The following is a 24,665-nucleotide window of genomic DNA, read 5'->3' as shown; positions in this document are numbered from 1 at the left end:
GACGGCTCCGGACCACCCGGAAACATCAAGGCACGTCGGCGTTTTCGCGGATCTCCCTCAACCGCACCATCGACCGCTCGATTTCGGTGAGGCGCCGTTCGCGGCTCTCCGGCGAATTGATCGCCGCCGCCTCCTCGGCCGCGCGCAGCGATTCGTCCACCGACCGCAGCGTCTGGTCCGCCAGGTCGGTGAAGTGGTCGCGCAACATGCGCTGCATGGCGCGCAGCCGGTGCCGCGATTCCTTGCCGACCTGGAAGATCACATCGTCCATCAGGCGGGCGACCGCTACCTTGGCCTCGGACTGGCGCCGATCCCGGCGCAGCTTGCGGTCCTCCCACAGCGCGTTGATACCCAGGAGGGCGGCGGCCACACCCGAATACCAGTTCACCAGTGGCATTTTCAGCAAGCTGGTGAGCAGACCGACCATGAGCAGGCCACCATAGGAACCGCGCATCACGTTCAGCAGTGACGAGGTGAAACTCACCTTGGCGGTGTCGAGCGGCTCGAGCGAGGCCACGGGTTCGAGCACGTCGCCCGGATCCTCGAGCCGCAGATCGGGCAGCGGCACATCGCGCGAGTCGGCGGGGAATTTCGCGGTCACCTGCTCGGCCAGTTCCACCGCGCGGTAGTGGGCGACGACGAAATTCTCCTCGACCGCCTCACAGATCCGGGAGTCCAGATCGGCGCCGAATTCGTCCCAGCTGCGGGCCGGATCGCGCTTGGTGATCTCCGATTCGGCGTGACGGACCAGACTGCGCAACCGGTGCCGCAGATCGTGTTCGATATCGGCCATCAGTTCCGAACAGCCGTCGGCGAGGGTGACCTGCCAGTTGGCGCTGCGGTGACGCAGATCGGCGGCCTCGGCGCGCGCGGTGCGCAACTGATCGGTGATCGCGGTGTAGCGCCGCGGATCACGCAGGGTTTCGGCCTCACTGCGCAACGCCAGCCCCAGATGGTCGGTGATGGTGCGGATATCGCGCAGCGCCGCCTCCCGGGCGACCGCGTCGGCGCGGGCGAGGACGTATCCGCGCAGATGGTCGATCAGTTGCGGCACACCGGATTCGATATCGCGGCGATGATCGTTACCGGCACGCAGATGCAGGTCGGCGGAGATCGGGGCGACCGCGAAACCCAGGCCGGCGGCGTCGAGCAGATCGCGGTTGCGCTGTTGCACCTGGCTCCAGTGGCCGTAGCGATCGATCTTGTTGAGCACGCACACCACGGTCGGGCACACCTGCCGGATCCGCTGCAGCAGCGCGATCTGCTCGGCCGTGTATTCCGCGGCCGCGTCGCTGACGTAGAGCACGGCGTCGGCCGCGGCGATCAGCGACCAGGTGGTCGGCGCGTCGGCGGGGGCGCCGGGCGCGTCCATCACCACGAACCCCTCGGCCAGCAGCGGGCTCGGGTCGGTGAACTCGGCCCGGATCACGCCGGCCGCGCTCAGGGCCGGGCCGGGATTCAGCGGGTCGACGGGCTGGCGTTCGGTGCGGCCACCGGGCAACGAGCGCACCAGTGTGGCAGTTGCCTCCGGACCGTATTCGGCGATCACCGGAACGCTGACCTGACTGCCGGTCGCGCTGACCGCGCTGCCCACCAGACCGTTGACCAGCGTGCTCATCCCGTTCTTGGGTTCGCCGACGACCACCAGCCGCACGCGCGGGTCGGCCACCCGGGCCCGTGACATCCCCAGTCGCGCGGTGAGATCGGCCCGGCCCGCGGCACGGGTCAGGTCGAGCAGCTCGTCGAGCTGCGCGAGCAGCGGCGCCATCTCGTCGGGATGTTTGGCACCCGGCGACTCCACCGCCGTCACAGCGGAAGCACGTGGAAATCGACGGGATGGTCCACCGGGTGGTGCGTCTCGGCGAAGGTGGTCTCGTGCAGACCGCCGGACAGTCCGGCGGCGGACACGGTCGCCAGGCCGTGGCCGGAATCGGACCACAGCGACGTGTCGTACGAATCCGTCACGGCCGCAACCGGTTTCACCGGAATGTGCGCATTCGGCGCGGGATCGATGGTGGTCGGTGGTTTGATCACGGTCGGCGGCTCCACGGGTGCGGTGTGCTGCGCGGTCGGCACGGTCGGTTCGTGTGTCGGAATGGTCTGACTCGGCGGCATCGACTGCTGCGTCGGAACCTGCTGCGTCGGAACCGAATCCGGATCATGGGTGGGCAGCTGGGAACCGTGGGTCGGTAGGGTCGAACCGTCGGCGTTGCCGGATGCGGAGGTGTCCGCGCCCGAGGAGGTGCCCGGCGCATGCGTCGCGGTATGTCCCGGCGTCGACGCGTCCGCACCGGCGGAGGTCGACGGCCCGGAATCGCTGCCGGTATCGGACGGCGTCGTACCGGGGGTGCGGGTGGGGTGACCGGAATCGGTGTCGCGGGGCACCGTCACGGTCGGCGTGGGCCGATCGACGGAATCGTGATCGGCCGAATCCCTGCCGGTCGAGGTGCCCGGACGGGTGGTGGTGTGCTCACCGCCGGGCGTGGTCCCGGGCACATGCGACGTGCTCGGCACGGCGGGCGTCTTCGTCGCATCGGTGCCGTGGGTCGTGGTGGTGCCGTGCGACGTGGTGGTCGGCGTGTGGGTGGTGGTCCGCCCGGCGCCGTCCGAGGGATCGTTCGCACCGCCGCCCGGCAGTCCGGCATCGGTATGGCGGGGCCGGTCGTCGAAGAGCGCCGGAACGGCCACCGCGGGGGCGGTCAGCGGAGACGGTCCCGCATGCGTGGTGATCACGTTCGCGATCGGGTGGGTGGCGGCCTCGGGCTGAATCGTGGTCTGCAGCGGCGTCGCCGAGACCGGTTGGACGAATGCCGGCGCCGGAGCGGGCGCGACCGGAGCCGGTGCCGCGACGACCGGTGCGGTCGAAACCGGTTGCGGTGCCGCGACATTCGTCACCGGCGCGGACGCCTGAGCGGTGGAGAACGACGTCGGGCCGGGAGCGGCCGATGCCGCCATCGGTCCGGATTGCGGCGCGAACGCCGGCGAGCCGGATGCCGCGGCGCCGGCAGGGCCCGCCGCGGAAGCGGGATGCGCGGCCCCCGACTGTGCGGCCGATGCGGTCGCCCCGGGTGCGGGGACAGTCATGCCGTCGGCGGAGGTACCCGCCGCGCGGGTGACATCGGCGGCCGGGCCGACGCTCTGCCCTGCCGCAGCCGTGGCGTCGGGTTGCGTGGTGAACCCGGGGAATTGGTGCGCGCTGTTGCCCAGCCAGTTGCCGTAGTCGTCGAGTTGATGTCCGACGTCGCCCACGGCGAAGTCCACCTTCGTCTCGGTCGTGACCCAGATGCCGTCGAAGCCGACGTGGGCGTCCACCTTCATCTCGGTGCCCAGGAAGATCCCCGGACCACCACCGTCCCCGACCCCGTCGAAGGCGCCGTGTCCGTCCTGAAGTCCGTTGTCGGAGCCGAAACCGCCCGCGCCGAGACCGTTCATACCGGGCAGGTGCAGACCGTTGGTACCGGGAAGCCCGAGGCCGTGGCCGAGCAACGGCGTAGTGGGGTGCGGGTCGGCACCCGACAGGTCGGAGTCGTCGCGCTGCTCGTCGGTCGTGCGGGCGGCACCGGGCAGGTCGAGTCCGCTCGAACTCGACGCCGGACCCGGATCCTCGGCGCCGAAGCCGAACGGAGCACTCGAGGTGTGCAAACCGGGCATCGAAAGCCCGTGTCCGCCACCGAATTCCGGTGAATCGAAGACACCGTTGCCGCCGAACCCGTGGTTCGACTCGGGGAACGGGAAATGGGAGTCGGGAGATTCTCCGCCGGTCGTCCCGGGGAACTCGCCGAACGTCAGCGGCGACTGGCTGCCCTGCGGGAACTGCAGGCCGGGAAACGCATCCGTGCCGTGGTGTTCGGGCAGCGCGAGCCCCGGTGCCGGTGCGGCCGGGGTGTGCCGCGGCGCGGAGGTCCCGAGGTCCGGCGGGACGGAGTCCGGCGACGGATCCGGATAAGTCACCACCGGGCTCGGCACATCGGGATGCGGATCGGCGGTGGACCAGCCGGTGATGTGGCTGTTGTGCGATTCGTTCTCCGGCGCGGGCGACCCGTTGGAGGCGATCAGCGCACCGCCGGTGACGTACGCGCCGGCCCGAGCCACCCGCGCGACACCGGTCGCCACGCGATATGCGGCATCGTTCGCATGATCGCCCGCGTCCGCATCATCGTCGAAGGGCAGCTCATGCGTCATACAAACTCCGCTCTCAGCGTTCGGCTGGCGAAACCGAACGGGGTGTTACCGAATCCGGGTCTTTTTACACCTTATTTCCGGAAAACTTGACTGTCACATCCTTCAGGTTTCTTTCAGGTGGACAGATGACAGCTCACAGCGGCATCTTCCGAGCTTGCCACCGGAGGGCGTCTCCGGAAAGCCCCAAGATCAACCGGCCGCCGACTCGGTCAACGGTCCAACTAATCTCGCGGAACCTCGGAGACTACCTCTTCGGCTTGTCCGATGACGAATCGGTCGAGAGCGCGGCCACGAAGGCCTCCTGCGGAACATCGACCCGGCCGATGGTCTTCATCCGCTTCTTGCCTTCCTTCTGCTTCTCGAGCAGCTTGCGCTTGCGCGAAATGTCACCGCCGTAGCACTTGGCCAGCACGTCCTTGCGGATCGCGCGGATGTTCTCGCGCGCGATGACCTTCGAGCCGATCGCCGCCTGGATCGGCACCTCGAACTGCTGCCGCGGAATGAGCTCGCGCAGTTTGGTGGTCATCTTGTGGCCGTAGGCCTGGGCCGCGTCCTTGTGCACGATGGCCGAGAACGCGTCGACAGCCTCGCCCTGCAGCAGGATGTCGACCTTGACCAGCGCGGCCTCCTGCTCGCCCGCCTCCTCGTAATCCAGCGAGGCGTAACCGCGGGTGCGCGACTTCAGCGAGTCGAAGAAGTCGAAGATGATCTCCGCCATCGGCAGCGTGTACCGCATCTCGACGCGGGTCTCGGACAGATAGTCCATGCCGAGCAGTTCACCGCGGCGCGACTGGCACAGCTCCATGATGGTGCCGACGAATTCGCTCGGCGCGATGATCGTGCACTTGGTCACCGGTTCGAAGATCTGGCGCACCTTGCCCTCGGGCCAGAACGACGGGTTGGTGACGACCTGTTCGGTGCCGTCCTCCATGATCACGCGATAGATCACGTTGGGCGCGGTCGAGATCAGGTCGAGGTTGAATTCGCGCTGCAAACGCTCCCTGGTGATCTCCATGTGCAGCAGTCCGAGGAAGCCACAGCGGAAACCGAAGCCCAGCGCGACCGAGGTCTCCGGGACGTAGGTGAGCGCGGCATCGTTGAGCTGCAGTTTGTCCAGCGCGTCCCGCAGATCCGGATAGTCGGAACCGTCGACCGGATACAGGCCGGAGTAGACCATCGGTCGCGGCTCGCGATAGCCGGTCAGCGCCTCGGTGGCGCCGTCGCGGGCGGTGGTGACGGTGTCACCGACCTTCGATTGACGGACGTCCTTCACGCCGGTGATGAGATAACCCACCTCCCCCACGCCGAGGCCCTGGGTGGGCTTGGGCTCGGGCGAGACGATGCCGATCTCCAGCAGTTCGTGGGTGGCGCCGGTGGACATCATCTTGATCTTCTGACGCGGGGTGAGCTTGCCGTCCACCACACGCACGTAGGTGACGACACCGCGATAGGTGTCGTAGACCGAGTCGAAGATCAGCGCGCGGGCCGGGGCGTCGCCCTCGCCGACGGGCGGCGGGACCGTCTCGATCACCTTGTTGAGCAGTTCGGGCACGCCGACGCCGGTCTTGCCGGATACGCGCAGCACGTCCTCGGGCTCGCAGCCGACGATATGGGCGAGTTCGGCGGCATAGCGGTCCGGATCGGCCGCCGGCAGGTCGATCTTGTTCAGCACCGGGATGACCTCGAGATCCTTGTCCAGTGCCAGATACAGATTGGCCAGCGTCTGCGCCTCGATGCCCTGGGCGGCGTCGACCAGCAGGATCGCGCCCTCACACGCCTCGAGCGCCCGCGAGACCTCGTAGGTGAAGTCGACGTGACCAGGCGTGTCGATCAGATGCAGGACGTAGTCCGTGCCGTCGACGTTCCAGGGCAGCCGCACATTCTGGGCCTTGATGGTGATACCGCGCTCGCGCTCGATATCCATCCGGTCCAGATACTGCGCACGCATCTGCCGTTCCTCGACCACCCCGGTCAACTGCAGCATGCGGTCGGCCAGCGTGGACTTGCCGTGGTCGATATGCGCGATGATGCAGAAGTTCCGGATCCGCGAGGGATCGGTGAACGTCGTGTCGGCAAACGTGCTGATGGGACACTCCTACCCGTGAACAAGTCGATAAGTCGCCATGCGGCAGTCTACGTGCGCATACCGCGTGGTCGTGCACGCACCGGCGGGCCGGCATCGGCGGCAACGACGCAGTTCCGGGGGCCGACGGCCCCGGTGTGAGCGGCGGCACACCCGATTCACCGCCCGGCGCAAGCGAATCCGACGCCGGATGAGCCGGGCGCAGTTCGCCGTTAAGCTCTGCCGATATGGCCAGCACATGGAGCTCTCTGGGCAAGCAGTTGGGGACCATTGCCAAGGAGCAGGGGCCCAGGATCGTCAAGAAGCAGGCGCCGAAACTCGTCGACCGGATGCAGCGCTCCTCGATGTGGGATCGCGCTCTCGGCGGCCGCCGCAAGGACACGGTCGCGGTGCGGCCGGCGGCCTCGACTCCGGTGCCGACCCGCGAACGTGCCCGCCAGATCGTCTACTGCCCACAGCTCGACGGCCGCGCCGATCCGGGCGAGATCGTGTGGACCTGGGTGCCGTTCGAGGAGGATCCGGCCAACGGCAAGGATCGCCCGGTGCTGGTCGTGGGCCGCGAGCGCAAGACTCTGCTGGGTCTGATGCTCTCATCGAATCCGGCGCGCGGCGCCGAGCACAACTGGGTCGGAATCGGTTCGGGTCCTTGGGATTACGAGGGACGCGACAGCTGGGTCCGGCTGGATCGCGTTCTCGATGTGCCTGAGGCCGGCATCCGGCGCGAGGGGGCCATTCTCCCGCGCAAGACCTTCGATCTCGTCGCGCACCGACTGTGCGCGGAGTACCACTGGGGCTGAATTCCCACCGCCGAGGACGCCCGGACACTACCGCTAATCCCCGGCGGCGGCGGATCAGTCGGTGAGATGCCGGGTGCGACCGAACAGGGAGCTGTAGATCAGCGCGCCCAGCAGACCGCCGACCAGCGGGAACACCACGAAGACCCAGACCTGCGCGAGGGCGCCGTCCTGATAGGGCGCGACCGCGAGGCTGCGGGCCGGGTTCACGGAGGTGTTGTCGATCGGTATCGAGATCAAGTGGATCACCGCGAGGGTGATACCGATGCCGAGTCCCGACATCGGCACGTGCGAGATCCGGTCGGTCGAGGCCAGGACCACGAAGACCAGCAGCGCGGTGAGAACCACCTCGACAGTGATGGCAGCCGCCAGGCCGTACCCCTCGCGCGTGATCGTCGCCATCGGTCCGCGCATCTGCACGCTCGACGGGCTGTGCGCACCCCAGCCGTTGGCGGCCAGACCGTCGGAGGCGCGGTTGTAGGACGGCAGACCCTTGGCGATGGCAAAGATCACCGCACCGGCGACGAACCCGCCCACCAGTTGCGCGATCCAGTAGCAGCCGGCGGTCAGCCAGCTGATTCTGCCCATCGCCAACTGACCGATGGTCACCGCCGGATTGACATGCGCTCCCGAGATGGGTCCGATCGCGTACACCAGGAACAAAAGACTGAAGCCGAAGGCGAGCGCGATACCCAGGGCCCCTACCCGGCTTCCGGCGAAGACAGCGGTACCGACGCCGCCGAAGACCAAGACGAATGTGCCGATCATCTCGGCCGCCAATTTTCGAGCCAGCGGCACTTTCCGCTGCTCGACCACATCTTCCAGCACTTCCTGAGCAGTCGGAGACATCTGCCACCTTCCCTTTGTCGAGCTGTGCTTCGAGCCTGGTACTACGCGGAGATTCAGGAATAACGCCGAACAACCGGTACGGTCGTCCAGTTCGGACGCTACGGCAGCGGCCGATGGATCACAACGGCACCTCTTCGCATGCCGTCGGCGGTCCGCGCAGACTCGGACCGGCCTCCGGACCACCGGGCGCAGTAGAGCGATTTCACTTCGCGGCACCCCAGCTGGTAACCTCGATCGTCGGCGCGGCGCTACCCGTTTCGGTGTAGTGCGCCCAGAGACTTTTCACGAGCATCTAGTGCATATCAACTGACGAGAAGGAATCAGAGGAACAGGCGTGGCCAACATCAAGTCCCAGATGAAGCGGATCCGCACCAACGAGGCGGCGCGGGTGCGCAACCAGTCGGTGAAGTCCTCGCTGCGCACCTCGATCCGCAAGTTCCGCGAGGCCGCCGCGGCGGGCGAGAAGGACAAGGCGCTCGAGCTGCTGCGTTCGGCGAGCCGCAGCCTGGACAAGGCCGCCTCGAAGGGCGTCATCCACGCCAACCAGGCCGCCAACAAGAAGTCCGCCCTCTCGCTGGCTCTCAACAAGCTGGGCTGATCTCCCGGGTTCCGGCCGGGGCCGGAACCGACGCGGCATGTTCTGCCGCACAACAGCATTCGCAACGCCGCCGTGGCAGAGGATCTGCATCGCAGATGACCACGGCGGCTTTTGTCGTTGATTCACGTCGGCTACCGTTGTCCGGGTGTGGGGTGGGGAGATTCGCCGAAGTACGGGCCTTGTTCTTGCGGTAGCGGCGGTGTCGTGCGCGCTGTCGTCCGGATGCAGGCAGTCGGTCCCGGCCGCGCGACCGGTCGCCGCGGCGCAGTCGGCGCCGGCATCCGCCGCATCCGGCACCGACTCGGCCGGCATACCCAAGGCCGCCGCCGTCGGCGCGATCGATCACCTCGATTCCGCGAGCAATCCGGACTGGATGGGCGCGCTGCCCGACAGCACCCCGCTCGGCGCGATGTCCATCCCCGGCACTCACGACACCCTGTCGATCCACGGTGGTAAGGCAGGGCCGGCCGTGGTCAACCAGGAGAAGTTCGATACCGGTTGCACCGAGCCCACCTGTGCGTCGGAACGCACCGCGAGCACCCAGCTCGAGGCCGGTATCCGGGCGCTCGACATCCGTGTCCGGCGCGACGAGGCCGGCAATCTCGGCGTACAGCACGGCAGCTTCTATCAGCAGGCCGGCCTCGAGGACGTGCTGCGGGTCACCGGACAATTCCTGGACCGGCACCCGCGCGAGACGATCCTGATGCGGGTGAAGGCCGAATGCACGAACGAGGACAAGACGTTCCAGTGCGAGGACGCGGACGGGCTACCGCCGGACCCACCACTGCTGGACCGATACCTGAACGCGCATCCGCGGGTGTGGCGACCGGCGGCGAGCGGCCCCGGCGCGATTCCCCGGCTGGGTGACGTGCGCGGCACCATCGTCGTCATCCGCGCCGACGGGATCGACGACCGGGGCGTGCCGATCGACGCGCAGGATCTGTGGGACAAACCCACTCGCGAGGACAAGTGGGCGGCCGCCGCCACCCACCTCGCGCAGGCACCGGCCATCGGCACCCGGGCATTGTCGATGGACTTCCTGTCGGCCTCCGGCGTGCCCGACCCGGCGAAATTTCCCCACCGCTACGCCGAATACGAGAACCAGCACGCACTCGACTACCTCCGCTCCCGTCCGGGGGCAGCGACCGGCGTCGTGATGGCCGACTTCCCGGGCCCCGCGCTCGTCGGCGAGATCATCGCGCACAACCACCGCTGACTCCGGCCGCAACCTCGGTTTCGGTCGATGCGGCGCGGCGAGCAACCGCCGCGCAGGGCCGGTCGACGACTCGCCCGCTCGGTTCGGTGCCCTGTCGGCCCGTGTCTCAGTGCGCGGCGGCGTGCAGGTCCAGGATGCTGGCCAGGGCGTGTTCGAGCGCGAAATCCGTATCGGCCGCACCGCCTTTGACGTCGGCGTTGAGCGCGGCCACCACCTGCAGGGCGCTGCCGATGGTGGCGGCGGTCCAGCCGCGAGCCTGGGTCTGCGCCTTCTTCACCTTCCAGGGCGGCATACCGAGCTGGGAGGCCAGCGCGAACGGGTCACCGCGACCGGCGGATCCGACCCTCGCGATCGTGTGCACGGAGTCGGCGAGCGCGTCGGCGAGCAGAACGGCCGGGACGCCGCGGTCGGTCGCCCAGCGCAATGCCTCCATGGCCGCGGGCCGGTCACCGGCGACAGCCAGATCGGCGACCTCGAATCCGGTGACCTCGGCGCGACCGGAGTAGTACCGGCGCACCGCGTCGACATCGACCTTGCCGCCGGTATCTGCGGCCAGCTGGGAACAGGCCGCGGCCAGCTCGCGCAGATCGGATCCGATGGCCTCTACCACCGCCTGCACCACATCCCCCGAGACGCGGACGCCGGCTGTGCGGAATTCGTTGCGTACGAATTCGTTTCGCTCGTTCGCCTTGCTGATCTTGGCGCAGGTGTGCACCTCGGCGCCCTGCTTCTGCAGTGCCGGCGCCAGCGCCTTGGCCCGGCCGCCGCCCGAGTGCAGGACCACGAGCACGACTCCCTCGGGCAGATCACCGGCGGCCGCGGTGACCAGCGCCACCGCATCCTTACCGGCCTCCGCGGCGGCCTCGAGGACGATCACCCGATCCTCCGCGAACAGCGAGGGGCTCAGCAGTTCGGCCAGTTCGGCGGAGCTCGCATCGCCCGCCCGCAGCCGATCCACCGGCATCGCGCCGGGATCGTTCGTCGCGGCCCGCGCCTGCGCCACGATCGAGGCGACCGCCCGTTCGATGAGCAGTTCCTCCTCACCGAGTACCAGATGTAAGGCAGCCAGGTGATCGGTCACGGGACGATCCTACGGGTGGCCGGTGACAGGTTCACCGACCCGTCGCCGGGTGCCGGTGGCGGAGCCGGACCCGCGGGCGTGCGGGTGTGGCGCGCGCCCAGGCGCCCGAGCACCGCGACACCACCCCCGATGAGCGCACCGGCCAGTACCGCACCCCGCACTCCGGCGGGCATCGGCAACGAAATGCCCAGTGCCGCCGCGTGTTCGGCGACGAAGAGCAACCACCACATCGGCGGCTCGGCCAGATTCAGCACCCAGATCGCGGCCGGTTGCCAGCAGCAGGACAGGGCGGCCGCGCCGACTCCGAGCAGCGTGATCGGCGCGACGACGGGTTCGACCAGCACATTTGCCACGATCGCCACCCCGCTGACATGTCCGGTGAGTGCGGCGATGATCGGCGTGGTGACCGCGAAGGCGGCCGCCGCGACACCGAACGCCTCGGCCGCGAGTGAGGGCCAGCCGCGCTGTTCGAGCCAGTCCGACCAGCTCGGCGCCAGCAGGATCAGGCCCGCGGTCGCCAGCACCGACAAGGCGAAGCCGATATCGACCGCCAGTTGCGGTGAGAGCGCGATCAGTACGATCACCGCGGCACACAGGGCCGGCAGCGCCTGTTTCCGGCGTCCCGTCACCATCGCCAGCACCGCGATCGCGCCCATCACGGCCGCCCGCAGTACCGACGGCGACGGCCGCGCCAGAACGACGAATCCGATGAGCGCCAGCGCGGCGAGTACCGCACCCCAGCGCGGGTCGAGCGTCAGAGCTCGGGCCGCGAGCAGGACACCGGCGAGCACGATGGAGACGTTCGTCCCGGATACGGCGACCAGATGCGTGAGATCGACCGCCCGGAAGTCCTCGCGGACGTGATCCGGCAGCCCGGAGATATCACCGTCGATCAGCCCCGGTAGCACTCCGGCCGCGTCCGGTGGCAATGCGCGTTCGGCCGCCTCGGACAGATTCCCGCGCACCGACGCGGCCGCCGACTGCCACCACGGCCGCGTCCCGACCCGGATCGGCGGTCCCTGCGCCCGCAGCACGGCGACCGTCAGATCACGTCGCCACGGATGATCGAGCCGAGCCCGGACGGTGACGTGCTGCCCCGGCACCAGATCAGACCAGACCCGCTCCGGCATGATCACCGTCACCGCCGCATCGCCGTGTACGGATGTTGCGCCGTAACGGAATTCGCGAACCGTCGCGCGCATCGTCCATTGCCGCCCACCGAAGGAGTGGGCCGGGAGGGGTTTCGGATCGCCGGCCACCATCTCGGCCGTCACCACGCTGCCCGCCGCCAGCCGCCCGAGGGGATGGGCGCTCACCCGGTAGGCCTGCCACGACGCCGCCACCCCGAACCCCGCCGACGCCAGCAGCGCGGCCAGTACCACCCACCATGCCGCTCGATGCGAAGCACGGAATCGGCTCCGCGCCAGAACGATTCCCGTTCCGGCCACCGAGAGCCCCAGCCCCGCGCACATCCACATCCCGGCTCGCCATCCCAGCGTGATGCCCGCGATGGTCACGCCCCAGCACCCCAGCGCGGCGGGAAGCAGCCGGGCGTCCAACGGAGTCCCACCCGTCCCGACCGTCATGCGTCCGACGCCGCCGCCGGAGTTCGCGACGGGTTCGTGCCGGCGCCGAGCGTGCTTCGATTCGCCGCGGTTCACAGGGTGACCTGGTCGCGGAGGCGGTTGAGCTTGGCGGGGCCGATGCCGGTGACTTCGGCGAGCTGGTCGATGCTGGTGAAGCGGCCGTGCCGGTTGCGCCAGCCGATGATGGCCGCGGCGGTGGTGGGACCTACCCCGGTGAGGGAGTCGAGATCCTGTTCCGTGGCCGTGTTGAGGTTGACCTTGTGCCCCGGTGGGGAGGCGGCGCCCGACGTCGCGGCCGTATGCGAGGCCCCCGCAACGACCATGCTGCCGAGGCGCGGACCGCTCGCGGGACCCCGCTCGCCGACAACGATCTGGTCGCCGTCGGCGAGCCGCTGGGCGAGGTTCAGCGCGGCGAGGTCCGCACCCTCCCGCGCGACGGCCACCGCGACGGCATCGGCGACCCGTGTTCCGGGTGCGAGATGCAGCAGACCCGGATGTTCGACCAAACCGATGACGCTGACCACCAGCTCGCCGCCGGGAGCCGGCGACGGCGTCGCCCGGCCCGGCGAATCGGACCGGACGGCCAGTCCGGGGCCGTCCACCGCCGCGGGGACAGCCGAGGTTTCGGCGGCCTCCGTGCGCACTGCATGTAGCGGCGCCACCGGCGCCGCCACCGGATCGTCTCGGTGCGCGGCGGCCGCCGCCACGATCACCGCCGCCACGCCGGCACCGGCCAGCACCCAGACTCCTTTGCGCCCGGGATCCACGCGAACTCCCCGGAATCGCTCCGGAACGAGCCGCTGCCAGATCGTCACCGATCCCACCGGTTCGCTGAGCCACTGCGGAATTCGCGGACTCTCCGGTGCCTCGGGGAATGTCACCCCCGCGCCGTTCGCCGCGGGACCTTCGTCGCCGCCCCGACCGTCACCGTCGCGCCGATCGAGGCCTCCCGCACTCGAAGGATGCGACGCGGCATCGTCGCGCCGCTGCCGGATACGGCTCGGCGAATACGGCCGCCTCGGCCACGTCCCGCCGTGGTCGCCGGTCCGCACACCGGCGGCTTCGTCCAGGCCGGCGTCCACAGCAGGTCGCGTTGCGACCATGGTTCGGCCGCCGTCGGAGCCGCTCACCGGTTCGGCGGGCGGCCCCGATTCGCTACCGCGCATCCGGAAATCACGGCTTCCGGCGGGGCTGCCCGAGGGGTTGCGCCTCTGCTCGGCCGAGTCCGCGGGTGATCGGGCGAGGTCCCACAGCCCGTCATGCGTCGGGTCACCCGGGCCGGGGGCCAGGGTGCCGAGCGTTGTCGTTCCGGGTGATACGTCGTGCAGTCGCTGCCGCAGTAGGGTCCGATCCTCGTGTCGCGCCATGACGGTGACCGTAAGTGCGCGGCGGGGCGTGACTCGGTGCGCGAACTGGGGTTTCGGAATGTCTGGGGACAGCGGCTGAGCTGTGGACAACCTCCGGCGCGGCGACGGAGTTCGTCGGCCGGCGATGGTAGACGCTCAGCCGCAGCCGCCGGGGACCACCAGAACGCCGACCGCCCCGGTGCCCACGTGCACGCCGAGCGTGGGACCGAATTCGGCGGTGACGAGTTCCCGCATGCCGGGGATGAGTTCGCCGAGCTGTCCGGCGATGGTCGCCGCCGCGGAGGCGGCACCGAGATGCTGCACGGCCACCGCCGCCCCGTCGTCACCGGCCGCATCGACCGCTGCCGCAACGAGTTTCGCGTATGCCTTGGACCGGGTGCGGGCCTTCTCCCGCAGCTCCAGTTTGCCGTCGACGATCTGGAGTATCGGCTTGGTCACCAGTTCGGTGCCGAAGAACATGGCCGCGGTGCTGAGCCGTCCGCCGCGACGCAACTGCTCGGTCCGATTGACGACGATGAACGTGCGCGATCGCCCGGCGGCGGCGACCGCGGTGTCGTAGACGACGTCCAGCGCCGCACCCGACCGCGCGCGGCGGGCGGCGGCGAGTACGGGCAGCCCGGTGCCCAGGCCCGCGCTCAGCGAATCCACCAGGCGCACCCGGTCGGCGGCATCCATATCCTGCACGGCCTGGCGACCGGCTTCCCAGGTCGCCGACAGCTGTCGCGAAATATGCACGGCCACAACACCGTCGCCCGCGCTGAGCTCCAGAGCGCGCTCGTAGGCGGCGCGCAATTCACCCGGAGAGGCGGACGAGGTCGTCACCGTGGACGCGCCGTAGTCGATCGCGCAGTCGTCGACGCCCTCGGCGATCGCCCGATCGTCGACCAGCACATGCAGCGGCACCACCACGATGCCCAATTCCGATACCAGTGCGGCGGGTACGCTCGCCGCCGAATCCGTGACCACCACGACGGTCATCGGCTATCCGAACCGATTCATGCACCGGCCTCGACCGAACGCACCTCCGACAGCACCTTCACCATGGCTCGCGCCACCGCCGCATGCCCCTCCCAGCCCCAGTGGATCCCGTCCGGATTCGCCTCGCCCGAGAAGATGTCGTCGCGCACGGCCTCACCCAGATCCACCAGCGGCACACCGGTTTTCGCCGACCACTCCTGCAGCGCACGCACCGCGGGGGCACGCCCCGAGTGCACCTTGCCGTAGGCCTCGCAGTCGTGGACGGAGGGCAGCACCGAGACCACCGGCAGCTCCGGCCGCAACTGGGCCAGCGCATGCCGTGACTGTTCCAGGTAGTCGATGCTCACGTGCGGCGGAAGTGCCACGGGGCGACCGAGTTTCGACAGCCGCGGTTGCAGCCACTGGTATCCGGTGCGCACCTGCCGGCGCAGCACCGGCGGGCGCAGATACCGGATCATTTCGCGCAGCGCCGTGGGCAGCGGCGAGGGCAGCGTGTCCATGCCGCCCGTGGCCAGGACCACCGCTCCCGCGCGCGGCACCGCGGCCCATACGCGCGGATCGCCGATGAGCGCCCAATAGGCGTCGCGACAGGTCCAGCCGATCCGCGCCACCAATTCGACATCCCAATCGAGTTCCGCGGCAACCAGATTCGGCCAGATGCGCGGATGGTCGGCGGGCAGGCCGCCCTTGGGGCCGAAGTACGACAGCGAATCCGCGATCACGACCAGAACCGGTCGCGCCGAAGCCTCGGGTGCGCCGGCCGTGTCGCCGATGCTCGGCTGCGCATCCGCGGAGACCGCGTCGTCGATTCCCGACACGGCGTCGACGGCCGCGCTGGACACGGTCCGTTCGCCGGGAGTTGCCGCGCCGGAACCGGTGTCGGACTTCCGGTGCGCATCGGGCGCCGCGGCGGCGTCATCGGCTACCGCCGCATCGCCGGATACGGAGGCGTGCGTAGCGGTGGACGGTGTCGTCTCGGAACCGCTGGGCACGCTGTCTTCCCGTGCGCCCGCGGCCGGTTCCGCATTTTCCGCTGTCTCGGTGGGCGCATCCGCGAGAACGGCCGGCGGACCGGTCGAGCCCCCGTCGTCGTCCGCATCACCCGACTCGGAGGCGGCGTCGGATTCCCCGGCGGGGTCGACCGGCGTGACCGGACCGCCGAACAGCGCGTCCGGCAGCCGCCGGACGGGCCCTTCGGATGCCTTGCGCAACAGTTCGTCGGATACCTGCCGGACCGGTTCGTCCCGGTCGTCGGAGGAGCGTTCAGAGGACATCAGGTGCTACCTTCGCCGCCGCATTCCACACATCCAGCCGCCAACCCGGCTGCTCGATGCCCGGACCGTGGCTGCTCAGCTGCACCCAGCTGGTATTGGCCAATCCGCCCAGGATCGGCCATTTGTGCTCGGGCAGTTCCAGCAGCGCGGCGGTCAGGGCTGCGATCAGCCCGCCGTGCGCGACCAGGATGATGGTACGGCCGGGCCAGTCCGCACGCTCGGCGAACAGCTCGCGAACCACCGGCAGCGCCCGCGCGCCGACCTCGAGTTTGCTCTCTCCGCCCGGCGGCGTGACCGTGGGATCCAGCCGCCACGCCTTGCGCGCGCCCGGATACCGCGCGTCCACCTCGAGGTGGTCGAGACCTTCCCAGTCGCCGAGGCTGGTCTCCCGCAGCCGCGCATCCCGCACGACCTCGAGTCCGCTGTGTTCGGCCAGTGCGAGCGCGGTGTCGTAGGCGCGGCGCAGATCCGAGGAGACGATCGCGACGGCGTCCTGGGAAACCAGCTCGCGCGCAGCGTCTTTCGCCTGGCTCCGGCCCAATTCGCTGAGCTCGGTGTCGATCTGGCCCTGCATGCGGTCGGCGGCATTCCATTCCGTCTGCCCGTGTCGCAGCAGGATCAGCCGGCGCACACCGGGATATTTCGACGCCCGCGAACCCGCTACCGGCGCAACACCTTCGGGCGCGTCGCTCACATCGGAGTCGACAGCGCGTTCCCCGGTCACCTCGGGATCACGCGCGGTCCCCCCTTCGGGTCCGCGGTTCACTCGGGGTCCCCGCTACCACTCGCCTGGGCCTGCGCGGGAGCCTCGAGACCCGGCACCTCGACCTGCGGGCAGTCCTTCCACAACCGTTCCAGCGCATAGAAATTGCGTTCGTCGCTGTGCTGGATGTGCACCACGACGTCGACGTAGTCCAGCAGCACCCACCGACCTTCGCGAGTGCCCTCGCGGCGGACCGGCTTGTGCCCGGCGAGACGCAACTTCTCCTCGACGTTGTCGACGATCGCGCTGACCTGACGCTCGTTCGGCGCGGAGGCGATGACGAAGCAGTCGGTGATCACCAGCTGATCGGAGACGTCGAGGACGACGACGTCGGTCGCCAGCTTCTCGTCGGCGGCCCGCGCGGCGACCTGCGCCATCTCCACCGCCTGTGCCGATGCCGTCATTGACTCACCCTTCCGTTCCCTCCCGGCACGTACAGGTGCCGTTTCGATATGTACTGCACGACGCCGTCGGGAACGAGGTACCACACCGGGCGCCCCTCGGCGGCACGGCGACGGCATTCGCTCGACGAGATCGCCAGGGCCGGGATCTCGATGACGGTGACCGCATCGGCCGGCTGATTTCGCAGATGTCCCTCGAGGTGGTCGACATTCAATTCGTACCCCGGACGGCTCACCCCGACGAACTTCGCCAGCTCGAACAGTTCCGCCCAATCCTGCCATGTCAGGATGCTGGCCAGCGCGTCCGCACCCGTGATGAAGTACAGATCCGCGTCCGGATGCTGATTCTGCAGGTCACGAAGGGTATCGACGGTGTAGGTGGCCTTTTCCCGGTCGATGTCGGCCCGGCTGACCGAGAACCGCGGATTGGACGCGGTGGCGATGACCGTCATCAGATAGCGGTCCTCCGCCGGTGAAACCTGCCGCGAGGACTTCTGCCACGGCTGCCCGGTGGGAACGAAGATCACTTCATCGAGGTCGAAGCGGTTGGCGACCTCACTGGCGGCAACCAGGTGCCCGTGATGGATCGGATCGAACGTACCGCCCATCACGCCCAGTTTGCGCCGGCCTGTGTTTTGCACGAATGCCGAGCTTACTGGGCGGGCCGGCGCGGGGGCGGATCTCGTCGGCCGATCCGGCTCCGAGGTGCTCGGGAGATGCCGATTCCGGACCGGTTCACCTGCGCCGAGAGGAGGCCCGTCGCCGCGCCGAAAGATACGCCCGGACCATCGCCGCCGGATTGCGCGCCGAGTGCCGGGAACGGGACGCTGCGTCGACCAGGTCGCCGTGCAGTTCCTCCCACCGGGGTCTACCGGCGACGGCGGCCGCACCCGCCTCGTAGGCCCGTGCCGCGGCGCGGTGGCGGTGGCACTGTCCCAAGCACCGCCCGAGCTGCTCGTACAGCACCGCGACCTCTTCCGGCGGATAGGGCAGCGCATCGCAGCCGAGGGCAGCGGCGAACAGGGTGGCCGCGAGGCGATGGTGACCGCTGCGATAGTGGACGCGGGCGGCGAGCAGGGTGTGATGGGCCGCGTCGGCGGCGGAGATGCCGGTCCAGCTCTCGGCCGCAGCGACCGCCGCGGCCGCCAGGTCGTGCTCCCGGCCCGGCTGATTGGCGACCGCCGTCACCACCAGCGAAGACAGCCGCGCGCGCTGCTCACCGGACAGCACACCGCTGCCACAGTCCAAGGCCTGCAGCAACATTCGTTCGGCGGCGGCTGGGCTGGTAGCGAGCAGGGCGGTCGCGGCCTCCGCCAGTTCCCGCGCTCGCAGCCGCATATCGCCCCGCCTCGGCTCGTCCGTCGCCCGCGTCGGTGCCGGACATTCGAAGGCGGCCGGTTCGTAGCCGGAGCGCTCCGAGTCGTGCGGCGGCTCGGAGTCGCAGGGCTCGGGGTCGGGAGGCTCGGCGTCCACATGGCGGGAAATTCGTCGCGCCGCAGGGGCGCTCGGCTGGTCGGCGGGGATTTCGTCGGCGAACTCCCCCGATGGGCACGGCACGCGCGAATGATCGACGGCCCTGCTTGGAAAGCGCTTAACAGCCGCTGATGATGCCGGGCAAACGGCGTGCTATCCCGTCGGCCGCTTGGATTTCGGCAGTTTCGCGACGACCTCGGCGTAGGACTGATCGATCAGTTCGCGCACTTCCGCATCCGACACCGAGCCACCCAGCCGGACGGTATTCCAGCCGTATCGCCCGATATAGGCGGAGGCGGTGACGTCGTCGGGATGGATATGCACCAGTTCGTCGGCTTCGAGGCGGTTGCGCCCACATTTGAGCGTCACCGTCTCCGGGCTGACGAAGGCGAAGATCTTGTCGCCGACCTTCGCGACGACGTCGCCCTCCCAGGGTTCGTCGCGCCACGCTCCCGGCTTGCGGAGGCAGTACCGCAGGAGATCGCTCATCGCCGTCCTCGATGCCTAGACCGGAAGCAGTCTGCTCACCACACCGGTCAGCTGGCGCGCCGACCGGCATTCGTGCATCTCGACGACCTCGGCGTAGCGGTTGGCCGCCGAATCACCGGTGCCCCACATCTTTTCGGCCTCCGGATTCAACCAGTGCGCGTGCTTGGCCACCTGGACGAGTTCGCCCAGCGTATTCAGCGCCGGATCCCGATAGTTGGTGCGGGCGTCGCCGAGAATCAGCAGGGAGGTGCGGCTGGTCACCACGTCGGGCCAATCCTGCGCGAAACCGCGCAGTGCCGCACCGTAATCCGAGTGCCCCTCGAATCCGACCACCTTGGTCTCGGTGAAGATGCGCCGAGTCACCTGGTCCAGCGGCGTGACCTGGTCGAAGATGTGGGTCACCTCGTCCACCTGGTCGACGAACGCGAAGATCCGCACCCGCGAGAATTGCTCACGCAGCGAATCCACCAGCAGCATGGTGAAACTGGAGAATCCGGCCACCGATCCCGAGATATCGCACAGCAGTACCAGATCCGGGCGGCCGGGCCGCGGTTTGCGGGTTTGCAGCGTGATCGGCACCCCGCCGGTCGACATGGACTTGCGCAGCGTCTTGCGCAGATCGATTTCGCCGCGCCGGGAACGGCGCCGGCGAGCGGCCAAGCGGGACGCCAGGACGCGTGCCAGCCGTTGCGAACCGCGCCGCAGTTCGGCCAGTTCGTTCTCCGAGATGCGCAGGAAGTCGGCGTCCTCGGCTTGGCGCTGGACACCGTAGGTCGCGACTCGCTCGCGGCCCAGCCGCTCGGCCACCCGCCGCCGGGTCTCGGCCTCGACGGTGCCGCGAAAGGCCTTGACCCGTTCGCGGGCGGCGCGGCGGGCGACTTCGGTCTCGAACTCCGAATTGTTCTGCCCGGCGGCCAATCCCGCGAGGATCCTGCTGATCAGCACCTCGGGCTGCACATCCTTCAGCGTTTGATACGCCGAGAACGACGGCCCGTTCGCCGACTGGTACTGCCCCATCTGCTCGACCATCTGCGCGGCCAGATTCTGCAACTGCCGGGTCTGGTCACCCGTAGGCTCGGCGGCCAGCATCTCGGCCAGCATCCGCCGCAATTCGAACAGGTCGATCTCTCCGTCGTCGCGCCGCGGCAGTTCGATATCGTCGGCGCCCGCGCGCTCCCCCAGCGCGGCCGGGAACCACAGCTCGAACAATCCGTCGAAGGTGGCGCGCTGCGTGGGCCGGCGTAGCAGCGCACAGGCCAGGCCCTCGCGCAGCATCTCGCGATCCATCAGATCGACCACGGTGAGCACACGGCCGGCATCCACCGTTTCCGACGGACCGACCGGAATTCCCCTGGCGCGCAAGGCCTCCACGAAGCCGACCACATGTCCGGAGAGTCCGTGCGGCGCAGTCTGCCCGGGTTGCGGCGCACCCTGCGCCGCGGACGCGGACCCGCCACGCAACGCCGCGGAGACCAGCGCGCGGGGGGTGGTGCGCTTACCGGACACGGCTCAGGCCAATTTCAGCTCGGCCAGGGCGCGCTGATGGTCGCTCTGGTGTTTGAGCACCACACCGAGCGTCGCACGCACGGTCTTGTCGTCGAGATCCTTCAGGCCCAGCGCCAGCAGCGTCCGGGCCCAGTCGATGGATTCGGCGACCGACGGCAACTTCTTCAGCTGCATCCCGCGCAGCACGTGCACCACGCGGACCAGTTGGGCGGCCACGGCCGGTTTCAGCTCCGGCACCCGGCTGGCGAGGATGCGGCGCTCGAGTTCCTCGTCCGGGAAATCGATGTGCAGGTAGAGGCAGCGGCGCTTCAACGCCTCCGACAGTTCGCGGGTCGCGTTCGAGGTGAGTACCACGAACGGGCGGCGGGTAGCGGTGATCGTGCCGAGTTCCGGGACGGTGACGGCGAAGTCGCTCAGCACCTCCAACATCAGGCCCTCGATCTCGACGTCCGCCTTGTCCGCCTCGTCGATCAGCAGCACGGTCGGGTCGGTGCGCCGGATCGCGGTCAGCAGCGGGCGCTGCAGCAGGAATTCCTCGCTGAACACATCGGCTTTGGTGTCGGCCCAGGCGTTACCCGAATCCGATCCGCCGGAAGTCGCAGACTGGATGCGCAGAATCTGCTTGGCGTGATTCCACTCGTACAGCGCACGCGCCTCGTCGATCCCCTCGTAGCACTGCAGGCGAACCAATTCGGCATCGGCGACCTGGGCGACCGCGCGCGACAATTCGGTCTTGCCGACGCCGGCGGGTCCCTCGATCAGCAACGGCTTGCCGAGCCGGTCGGCCAGGAACACCGAGGTGGCGGTGGCCTTGTCGGCCAGATAGCCGGTGGTGGCCAGACGGTCGATCACATCGTCGACCGAGGCGAAAATCGGCTCGTGCACGGTCGTCTGCACAGTTGGGCCCTCCTTCGGGAACAGCGCAGCCCACTGCAGGTATGCACCGTAAAGAACAGCTGATCACGACGGTACACACCCGCGGGCCGGGTTCGATACTCCGGTGTCGGCGAGACCACAGGCCGGGCCGGGTAGCGAGGGCCGGCCCGGACGGATCAGCTCGGCCGAATCTGGCCGTCGCCCCAGACGATCCACTTGGTGGAGGTCAGCTCCGGCAGCGCCATCGGACCGCGGGCGTGCAACTTCTGGGTGGAGATGCCGATCTCCGCGCCGAATCCGAACTGCTCGCCGTCGGTGAACGCGGTGGAGGCGTTCACCATCACCGCGGCCGCGTCCACCCGGGCGGTGAATTCGCGGGCGGCCTTCAGATCGGCGGTCACGATGGCCTCGGTGTGGCCGGTGCCCCACTCGTTGATGTGGTCGACCGCGGCATCGAGATCGTCGACGACCTTGAGCGCGATATCCAGCGACAGATATTCGTCGGCCCAATCCTCGTCGGTCGCGGGAACCAGGCCGGGCAGATCGCCGTGAATGGTGACCTGCGCCTGTTCCAGCGCGCCGATCAGGCGCGGGACCGCGGTCTCGGCGATCGCGCGATCGATGAGCACCGTCTCGGCGGTATTGCACACGCTGGGACGGCGGGTCTTGGAGTTCAGCAGAATCGATTCCGCCATCTCGAGATCGGCGGCGGCGTGCACATAGACGTGGCAGTTGCCGGTGCCGGTTTCGATGGTCGGGACCTGCGCGTCGCGCACCACAGCGTTGATCAGTCCGGCGCCACCGCGCGGGATGACCACGTCCACCAGGCCGCGGGCCTGGATCAGATGGGTGACGCTGGAGCGATCCTCACTCGGCAGCAGTTGCACCGCGTCGGCCGGAAGGCCCTGGGCCACAAGGGCTTCCCGCATGACCTCGACCAGGGCCGCATTCGACCGCGCCGCCGAGGACGACCCACGCAGCAGGGCCGCGTTACCGGACTTCAACGCCAGGCCGAAGGCGTCGACGGTGACGTTCGGACGGGCCTCGTAGACCATGCCGACCACGCCCAGCGGCACGCGCACCTGCCGGATCTCGAGTCCGTTGGCCAGCGTCGAACCGCGCAGTACCTCTCCGACCGGATCCGGCAGACCGGCGACCTGACGCAATCCTGAGGCGATGCCGTCGATGCGCGGCTCGGTCAGCCGCAGGCGATCCAGCAGCGAGGCCGCGGTTCCGCCCGCCTCCGCGGTCGCGATGTCTTCGGCGTTGGCGGCCAGGACGGCATCCTTGTGCGCGAGCAGCGCATCGGCCGCGGCGTGCAGGGCCGCATCCTTCTGCGCGGTCGTCAGCTGTGCCAGCGTCCGCGACGCCACCCGAGCCCGCCGCGCCGCCTCGTGCACCGCTTCGCGCACGGTATCCACTTCGCCGACAGTTCCAGCAGTCATGGTGAACAGCCTACTGACCGGGCCGCGGACGCCGACGGCGGATAACCGCCGAACGCGCGCTTGCGTCGGTGCCCACCGCTACCGTGTCCTCATGGTCGCCACCATCCGGTTGTCCTCGGGTTCGGGTCGTTGGGTGCTGCTGGCCACGGTGCTGGGCTCGGGAATGGCGATGCTGGACGCGACCGTGGTCAATGTGGCGCTCCCCCGCATCGGTGCGGAATTCGGCGCCTCGATGGCGGGTCTGCAGTGGACGGTGAACGCGTACACGCTCACGCTGGCCGGGCTGATTCTGCTCGGCGGATCGCTGGGTGACCGGTTCGGGCGGCGGCGGATCTTCGTCGTCGGCGTGGTGTGGTTCGCGTTGGCCTCGGCGCTGTGCGGTGCGGCACAAGGCATTCCGATGCTCATCGCGGCCCGCGCGTTGCAGGGCGTGGGCGGTGCGCTGCTCACACCCGGTTCGCTGGCGATCATCCAGGCCTCCTTCGCGAAATCGGATCGCGCCCGCGCGGTCGGCGCGTGGTCCGGGCTCGGCGGGGTGGCCGGCGCGATCGGCCCCTTCCTGGGCGGATGGCTGGTCGGCGCGGCCGGGTGGCGCTGGGTGTTCCTGCTGAACATTCCGCTGGCCGCGGTGGTCGTGCTGGTCGCGGTGCGGCACGTGCCGGAGACCTACGGTTCCGGCGCGGCCGACGGCTCGGCGTCCACCCGCCCGCCTGCCGAATCCGGCGGCCCGGCACACGAGGGGTTCGACGTGCTGGGGGCGTTCCTCGCGGCACTGTGCCTGGCGGGCATCACCTATGCGCTGACCATGGCCCCCGAACACGGAAGCAGCCGGACGGCCGTGGTGGCGACGGCGGCGATCGGCGTGCTCGCCGGGGTGGCCTTCGTCGTCGTCGAGCGGCGGCGGTCGGCACGGTACGAGGCGCCCGGGCACCACGGCGGGCCGCCGCCGATGCTGCCGGTCGAGATCTTCGCCTCGCGGCAGTTCAGCGCGATCAACGCCGTCACCTTCGTGATGTACGGCGCGATGGGCGTGGTGTTCTTCCTGCTGGTGCTGACCCTGCAGGTGGTGGCCGGTTTCAGTCCGATGGCGGCCGGCACCGCGATGCTGCCCTCGACCGTGCTGATGCTGCTGTTCTCCGCGCGCTCGGGCGATCTGGCGCAGCGCATCGGACCGCGCATCCCGATCACCGCGGGTGTCCTGCTGGCGGCCGCCGGGATGCTGCTGATGATGCGAATCGGCCCCGACGCCTCCTATGTCGCCGATGTGCTGCCCGCCGCGCTCGTCTTCGGCCTGGGTCTCACCCTGGCCGTCGCACCGCTGACCGCGACCGTGCTGGCGACGGCCGACGAACGGCACGCGGGGGTGGCCAGCGGCGTCAACAACGCCGTCGCCCGAGCGGCCGGACTGCTCGCGGTGGCGGCGATCCCACCGCTCACCGGCCTCACCGGCGCCGCCTACACCGACCCCGCCGCCTTCGAACAAGGATTCCGCGAGGCGATGCTCATCTGCGCGATCGTCATGGCAGCGGCCGCGGCGCTGACCGTGGTCACCGTCCGCGACGACGCGCTGCGGGACGCGAGTCCCGAGGCCACGCCGCAGTGCAAGATCAACTGCCCGGTGACCGGCCCGCCCTTGGAGCCCCGGCACGCCGAAGCGACGTCCGGCCCGGTCGGCGACCAGGAATAGGATGCGCACACCGAAAG

The 24,665-nt window shown here is 69.3% G+C and carries 21 protein-coding genes; 4 read left to right on the top strand and 17 right to left on the bottom strand.

Annotated elements, in window-relative coordinates:
• Nucleotides 1–25 precede the first annotated feature (25 nt).
• The 3 genes from C8258_RS26545 to lepA form a co-directional block, all read right to left on the bottom strand.
• Complete coding sequence (locus C8258_RS26545) at nt 26–1,810, bottom strand: hypothetical protein (protein WP_233225357.1); 1,785 nt, start codon at nt 1,808–1,810, stop codon at nt 26–28.
• Nucleotides 1,807–4,182 (bottom strand): hypothetical protein, encoded by a 2,376-nt coding sequence (locus C8258_RS26540; RefSeq protein ID WP_106957492.1) that lies wholly within the window; start codon nt 4,180–4,182, stop codon nt 1,807–1,809. Before C8258_RS26540 ends, C8258_RS26545 begins: the two co-directional genes overlap by 4 nt.
• 244 nt (nt 4,183–4,426) lie before the next feature.
• The gene (gene lepA / locus C8258_RS26535; RefSeq protein ID WP_083870661.1) at nt 4,427–6,268 is read right to left on the bottom strand and encodes a translation elongation factor 4; all 1,842 of its coding nucleotides are present in this window, start codon (nt 6,266–6,268) and stop codon (nt 4,427–4,429) included.
• Nucleotides 6,269–6,492: 224 nt separating this feature from the next.
• On the opposite strand from lepA, the gene C8258_RS26530 reads away from it, so the two are divergent.
• Nucleotides 6,493–7,062, top strand: a complete 570-nt coding sequence (locus C8258_RS26530; RefSeq protein ID WP_106957491.1) for a type II toxin-antitoxin system PemK/MazF family toxin — start codon at nt 6,493–6,495, stop codon at nt 7,060–7,062.
• 54 nt (nt 7,063–7,116) lie between these two features.
• On the opposite strand, the gene C8258_RS26525 is transcribed toward C8258_RS26530, so the two are convergent.
• On the bottom strand, nt 7,117–7,908 hold the full coding sequence (locus C8258_RS26525) for an aquaporin (protein WP_106957490.1): 792 nt from the start codon (nt 7,906–7,908) through the stop codon (nt 7,117–7,119).
• A 334-nt stretch (nt 7,909–8,242) separates the two neighbouring features.
• Between C8258_RS26525 and rpsT the strand changes: the two genes are divergently transcribed.
• Both rpsT and C8258_RS26515 read left to right on the top strand, forming a co-directional pair.
• Entirely contained in the window at nt 8,243–8,506 is a 264-nt protein-coding gene (rpsT, locus tag C8258_RS26520) for a 30S ribosomal protein S20 (protein ID WP_036499626.1), read from the top strand.
• A gap of 199 nt (nt 8,507–8,705) precedes the next feature.
• A complete protein-coding gene (locus C8258_RS26515) occupies nt 8,706–9,722 on the top strand; it encodes a phosphatidylinositol-specific phospholipase C domain-containing protein (protein ID WP_106957489.1) in 1,017 nt (338 codons plus the stop codon).
• Nucleotides 9,723–9,828: 106 nt separating this feature from the next.
• On the opposite strand, the gene holA is transcribed toward C8258_RS26515, so the two are convergent.
• From holA to C8258_RS26450, 13 genes are all read right to left on the bottom strand, one after another.
• Nucleotides 9,829–10,803 (bottom strand): DNA polymerase III subunit delta, encoded by a 975-nt coding sequence (gene holA / locus C8258_RS26510; RefSeq protein ID WP_104393747.1) that lies wholly within the window; start codon nt 10,801–10,803, stop codon nt 9,829–9,831.
• Complete coding sequence (locus C8258_RS26505; RefSeq protein WP_106957510.1) at nt 10,800–12,389, bottom strand: ComEC/Rec2 family competence protein; 1,590 nt, start codon at nt 12,387–12,389, stop codon at nt 10,800–10,802. The genes holA and C8258_RS26505 overlap by 4 nt, the downstream gene beginning before the upstream one ends.
• Before the next feature lie 71 nt (nt 12,390–12,460).
• Entirely contained in the window at nt 12,461–13,756 is a 1,296-nt protein-coding gene (locus C8258_RS26500) for a ComEA family DNA-binding protein (RefSeq protein WP_233225356.1), read from the bottom strand.
• Nucleotides 13,757–13,891: 135 nt separating this feature from the next.
• Nucleotides 13,892–14,734 carry a DegV family protein gene (locus tag C8258_RS26495; RefSeq protein ID WP_106957488.1) on the bottom strand — a complete coding sequence of 281 codons (843 nt, stop codon included), beginning with the start codon at nt 14,732–14,734 and terminating at the stop codon, nt 13,892–13,894.
• A gap of 17 nt (nt 14,735–14,751) precedes the next feature.
• Nucleotides 14,752–15,507 (bottom strand): diglucosylglycerate octanoyltransferase, encoded by a 756-nt coding sequence (gene octT, locus C8258_RS33715; RefSeq protein WP_106957508.1) that lies wholly within the window; start codon nt 15,505–15,507, stop codon nt 14,752–14,754.
• Between the two features lie 490 nt (nt 15,508–15,997).
• A complete protein-coding gene (locus tag C8258_RS26485; RefSeq protein ID WP_036499638.1) occupies nt 15,998–16,639 on the bottom strand; it encodes a histidine phosphatase family protein in 642 nt (213 codons plus the stop codon).
• 131 nt (nt 16,640–16,770) lie between these two features.
• Nucleotides 16,771–17,175: a ribosome silencing factor gene (gene rsfS / locus C8258_RS26480; RefSeq protein ID WP_106957487.1), complete on the bottom strand. Its 405-nt coding sequence runs from the start codon at nt 17,173–17,175 to the stop codon at nt 16,771–16,773.
• A complete protein-coding gene (gene nadD / locus C8258_RS26475; RefSeq protein WP_083870660.1) occupies nt 17,172–17,813 on the bottom strand; it encodes a nicotinate-nucleotide adenylyltransferase in 642 nt (213 codons plus the stop codon). Before nadD ends, rsfS begins: the two co-directional genes overlap by 4 nt.
• 94 nt (nt 17,814–17,907) lie before the next feature.
• Complete coding sequence (locus C8258_RS26470; RefSeq protein ID WP_146161340.1) at nt 17,908–18,729, bottom strand: hypothetical protein; 822 nt, start codon at nt 18,727–18,729, stop codon at nt 17,908–17,910.
• Nucleotides 18,730–18,798: 69 nt separating this feature from the next.
• On the bottom strand, nt 18,799–19,134 hold the full coding sequence (locus C8258_RS26465) for an MmcQ/YjbR family DNA-binding protein (RefSeq protein WP_106957485.1): 336 nt from the start codon (nt 19,132–19,134) through the stop codon (nt 18,799–18,801).
• A gap of 15 nt (nt 19,135–19,149) precedes the next feature.
• Nucleotides 19,150–20,595 carry a VWA domain-containing protein gene (locus C8258_RS26460; RefSeq protein ID WP_106957507.1) on the bottom strand — a complete coding sequence of 482 codons (1,446 nt, stop codon included), beginning with the start codon at nt 20,593–20,595 and terminating at the stop codon, nt 19,150–19,152.
• Nucleotides 20,596–20,643: 48 nt separating this feature from the next.
• Nucleotides 20,644–21,537: a MoxR family ATPase gene (locus C8258_RS26455; protein WP_036499607.1), complete on the bottom strand. Its 894-nt coding sequence runs from the start codon at nt 21,535–21,537 to the stop codon at nt 20,644–20,646.
• Between the two features lie 155 nt (nt 21,538–21,692).
• On the bottom strand, nt 21,693–22,961 hold the full coding sequence (locus C8258_RS26450; RefSeq protein WP_106957484.1) for a glutamate-5-semialdehyde dehydrogenase: 1,269 nt from the start codon (nt 22,959–22,961) through the stop codon (nt 21,693–21,695).
• A gap of 91 nt (nt 22,962–23,052) precedes the next feature.
• On the opposite strand from C8258_RS26450, the gene C8258_RS26445 reads away from it, so the two are divergent.
• The gene (locus C8258_RS26445) at nt 23,053–24,648 is read left to right on the top strand and encodes an MFS transporter (protein ID WP_106957483.1); all 1,596 of its coding nucleotides are present in this window, start codon (nt 23,053–23,055) and stop codon (nt 24,646–24,648) included.
• Nucleotides 24,649–24,665 lie beyond the last annotated feature (17 nt).

This window comes from Nocardia sp. MDA0666, assembly GCF_003023875.1.
Lineage (GTDB): Bacteria > Actinomycetota > Actinomycetes > Mycobacteriales > Mycobacteriaceae > Nocardia > Nocardia aobensis.
The sequence above is the reverse complement of the archived record's forward strand: the minus strand, read 5'-3'. Positions and strand labels throughout refer to the sequence as shown.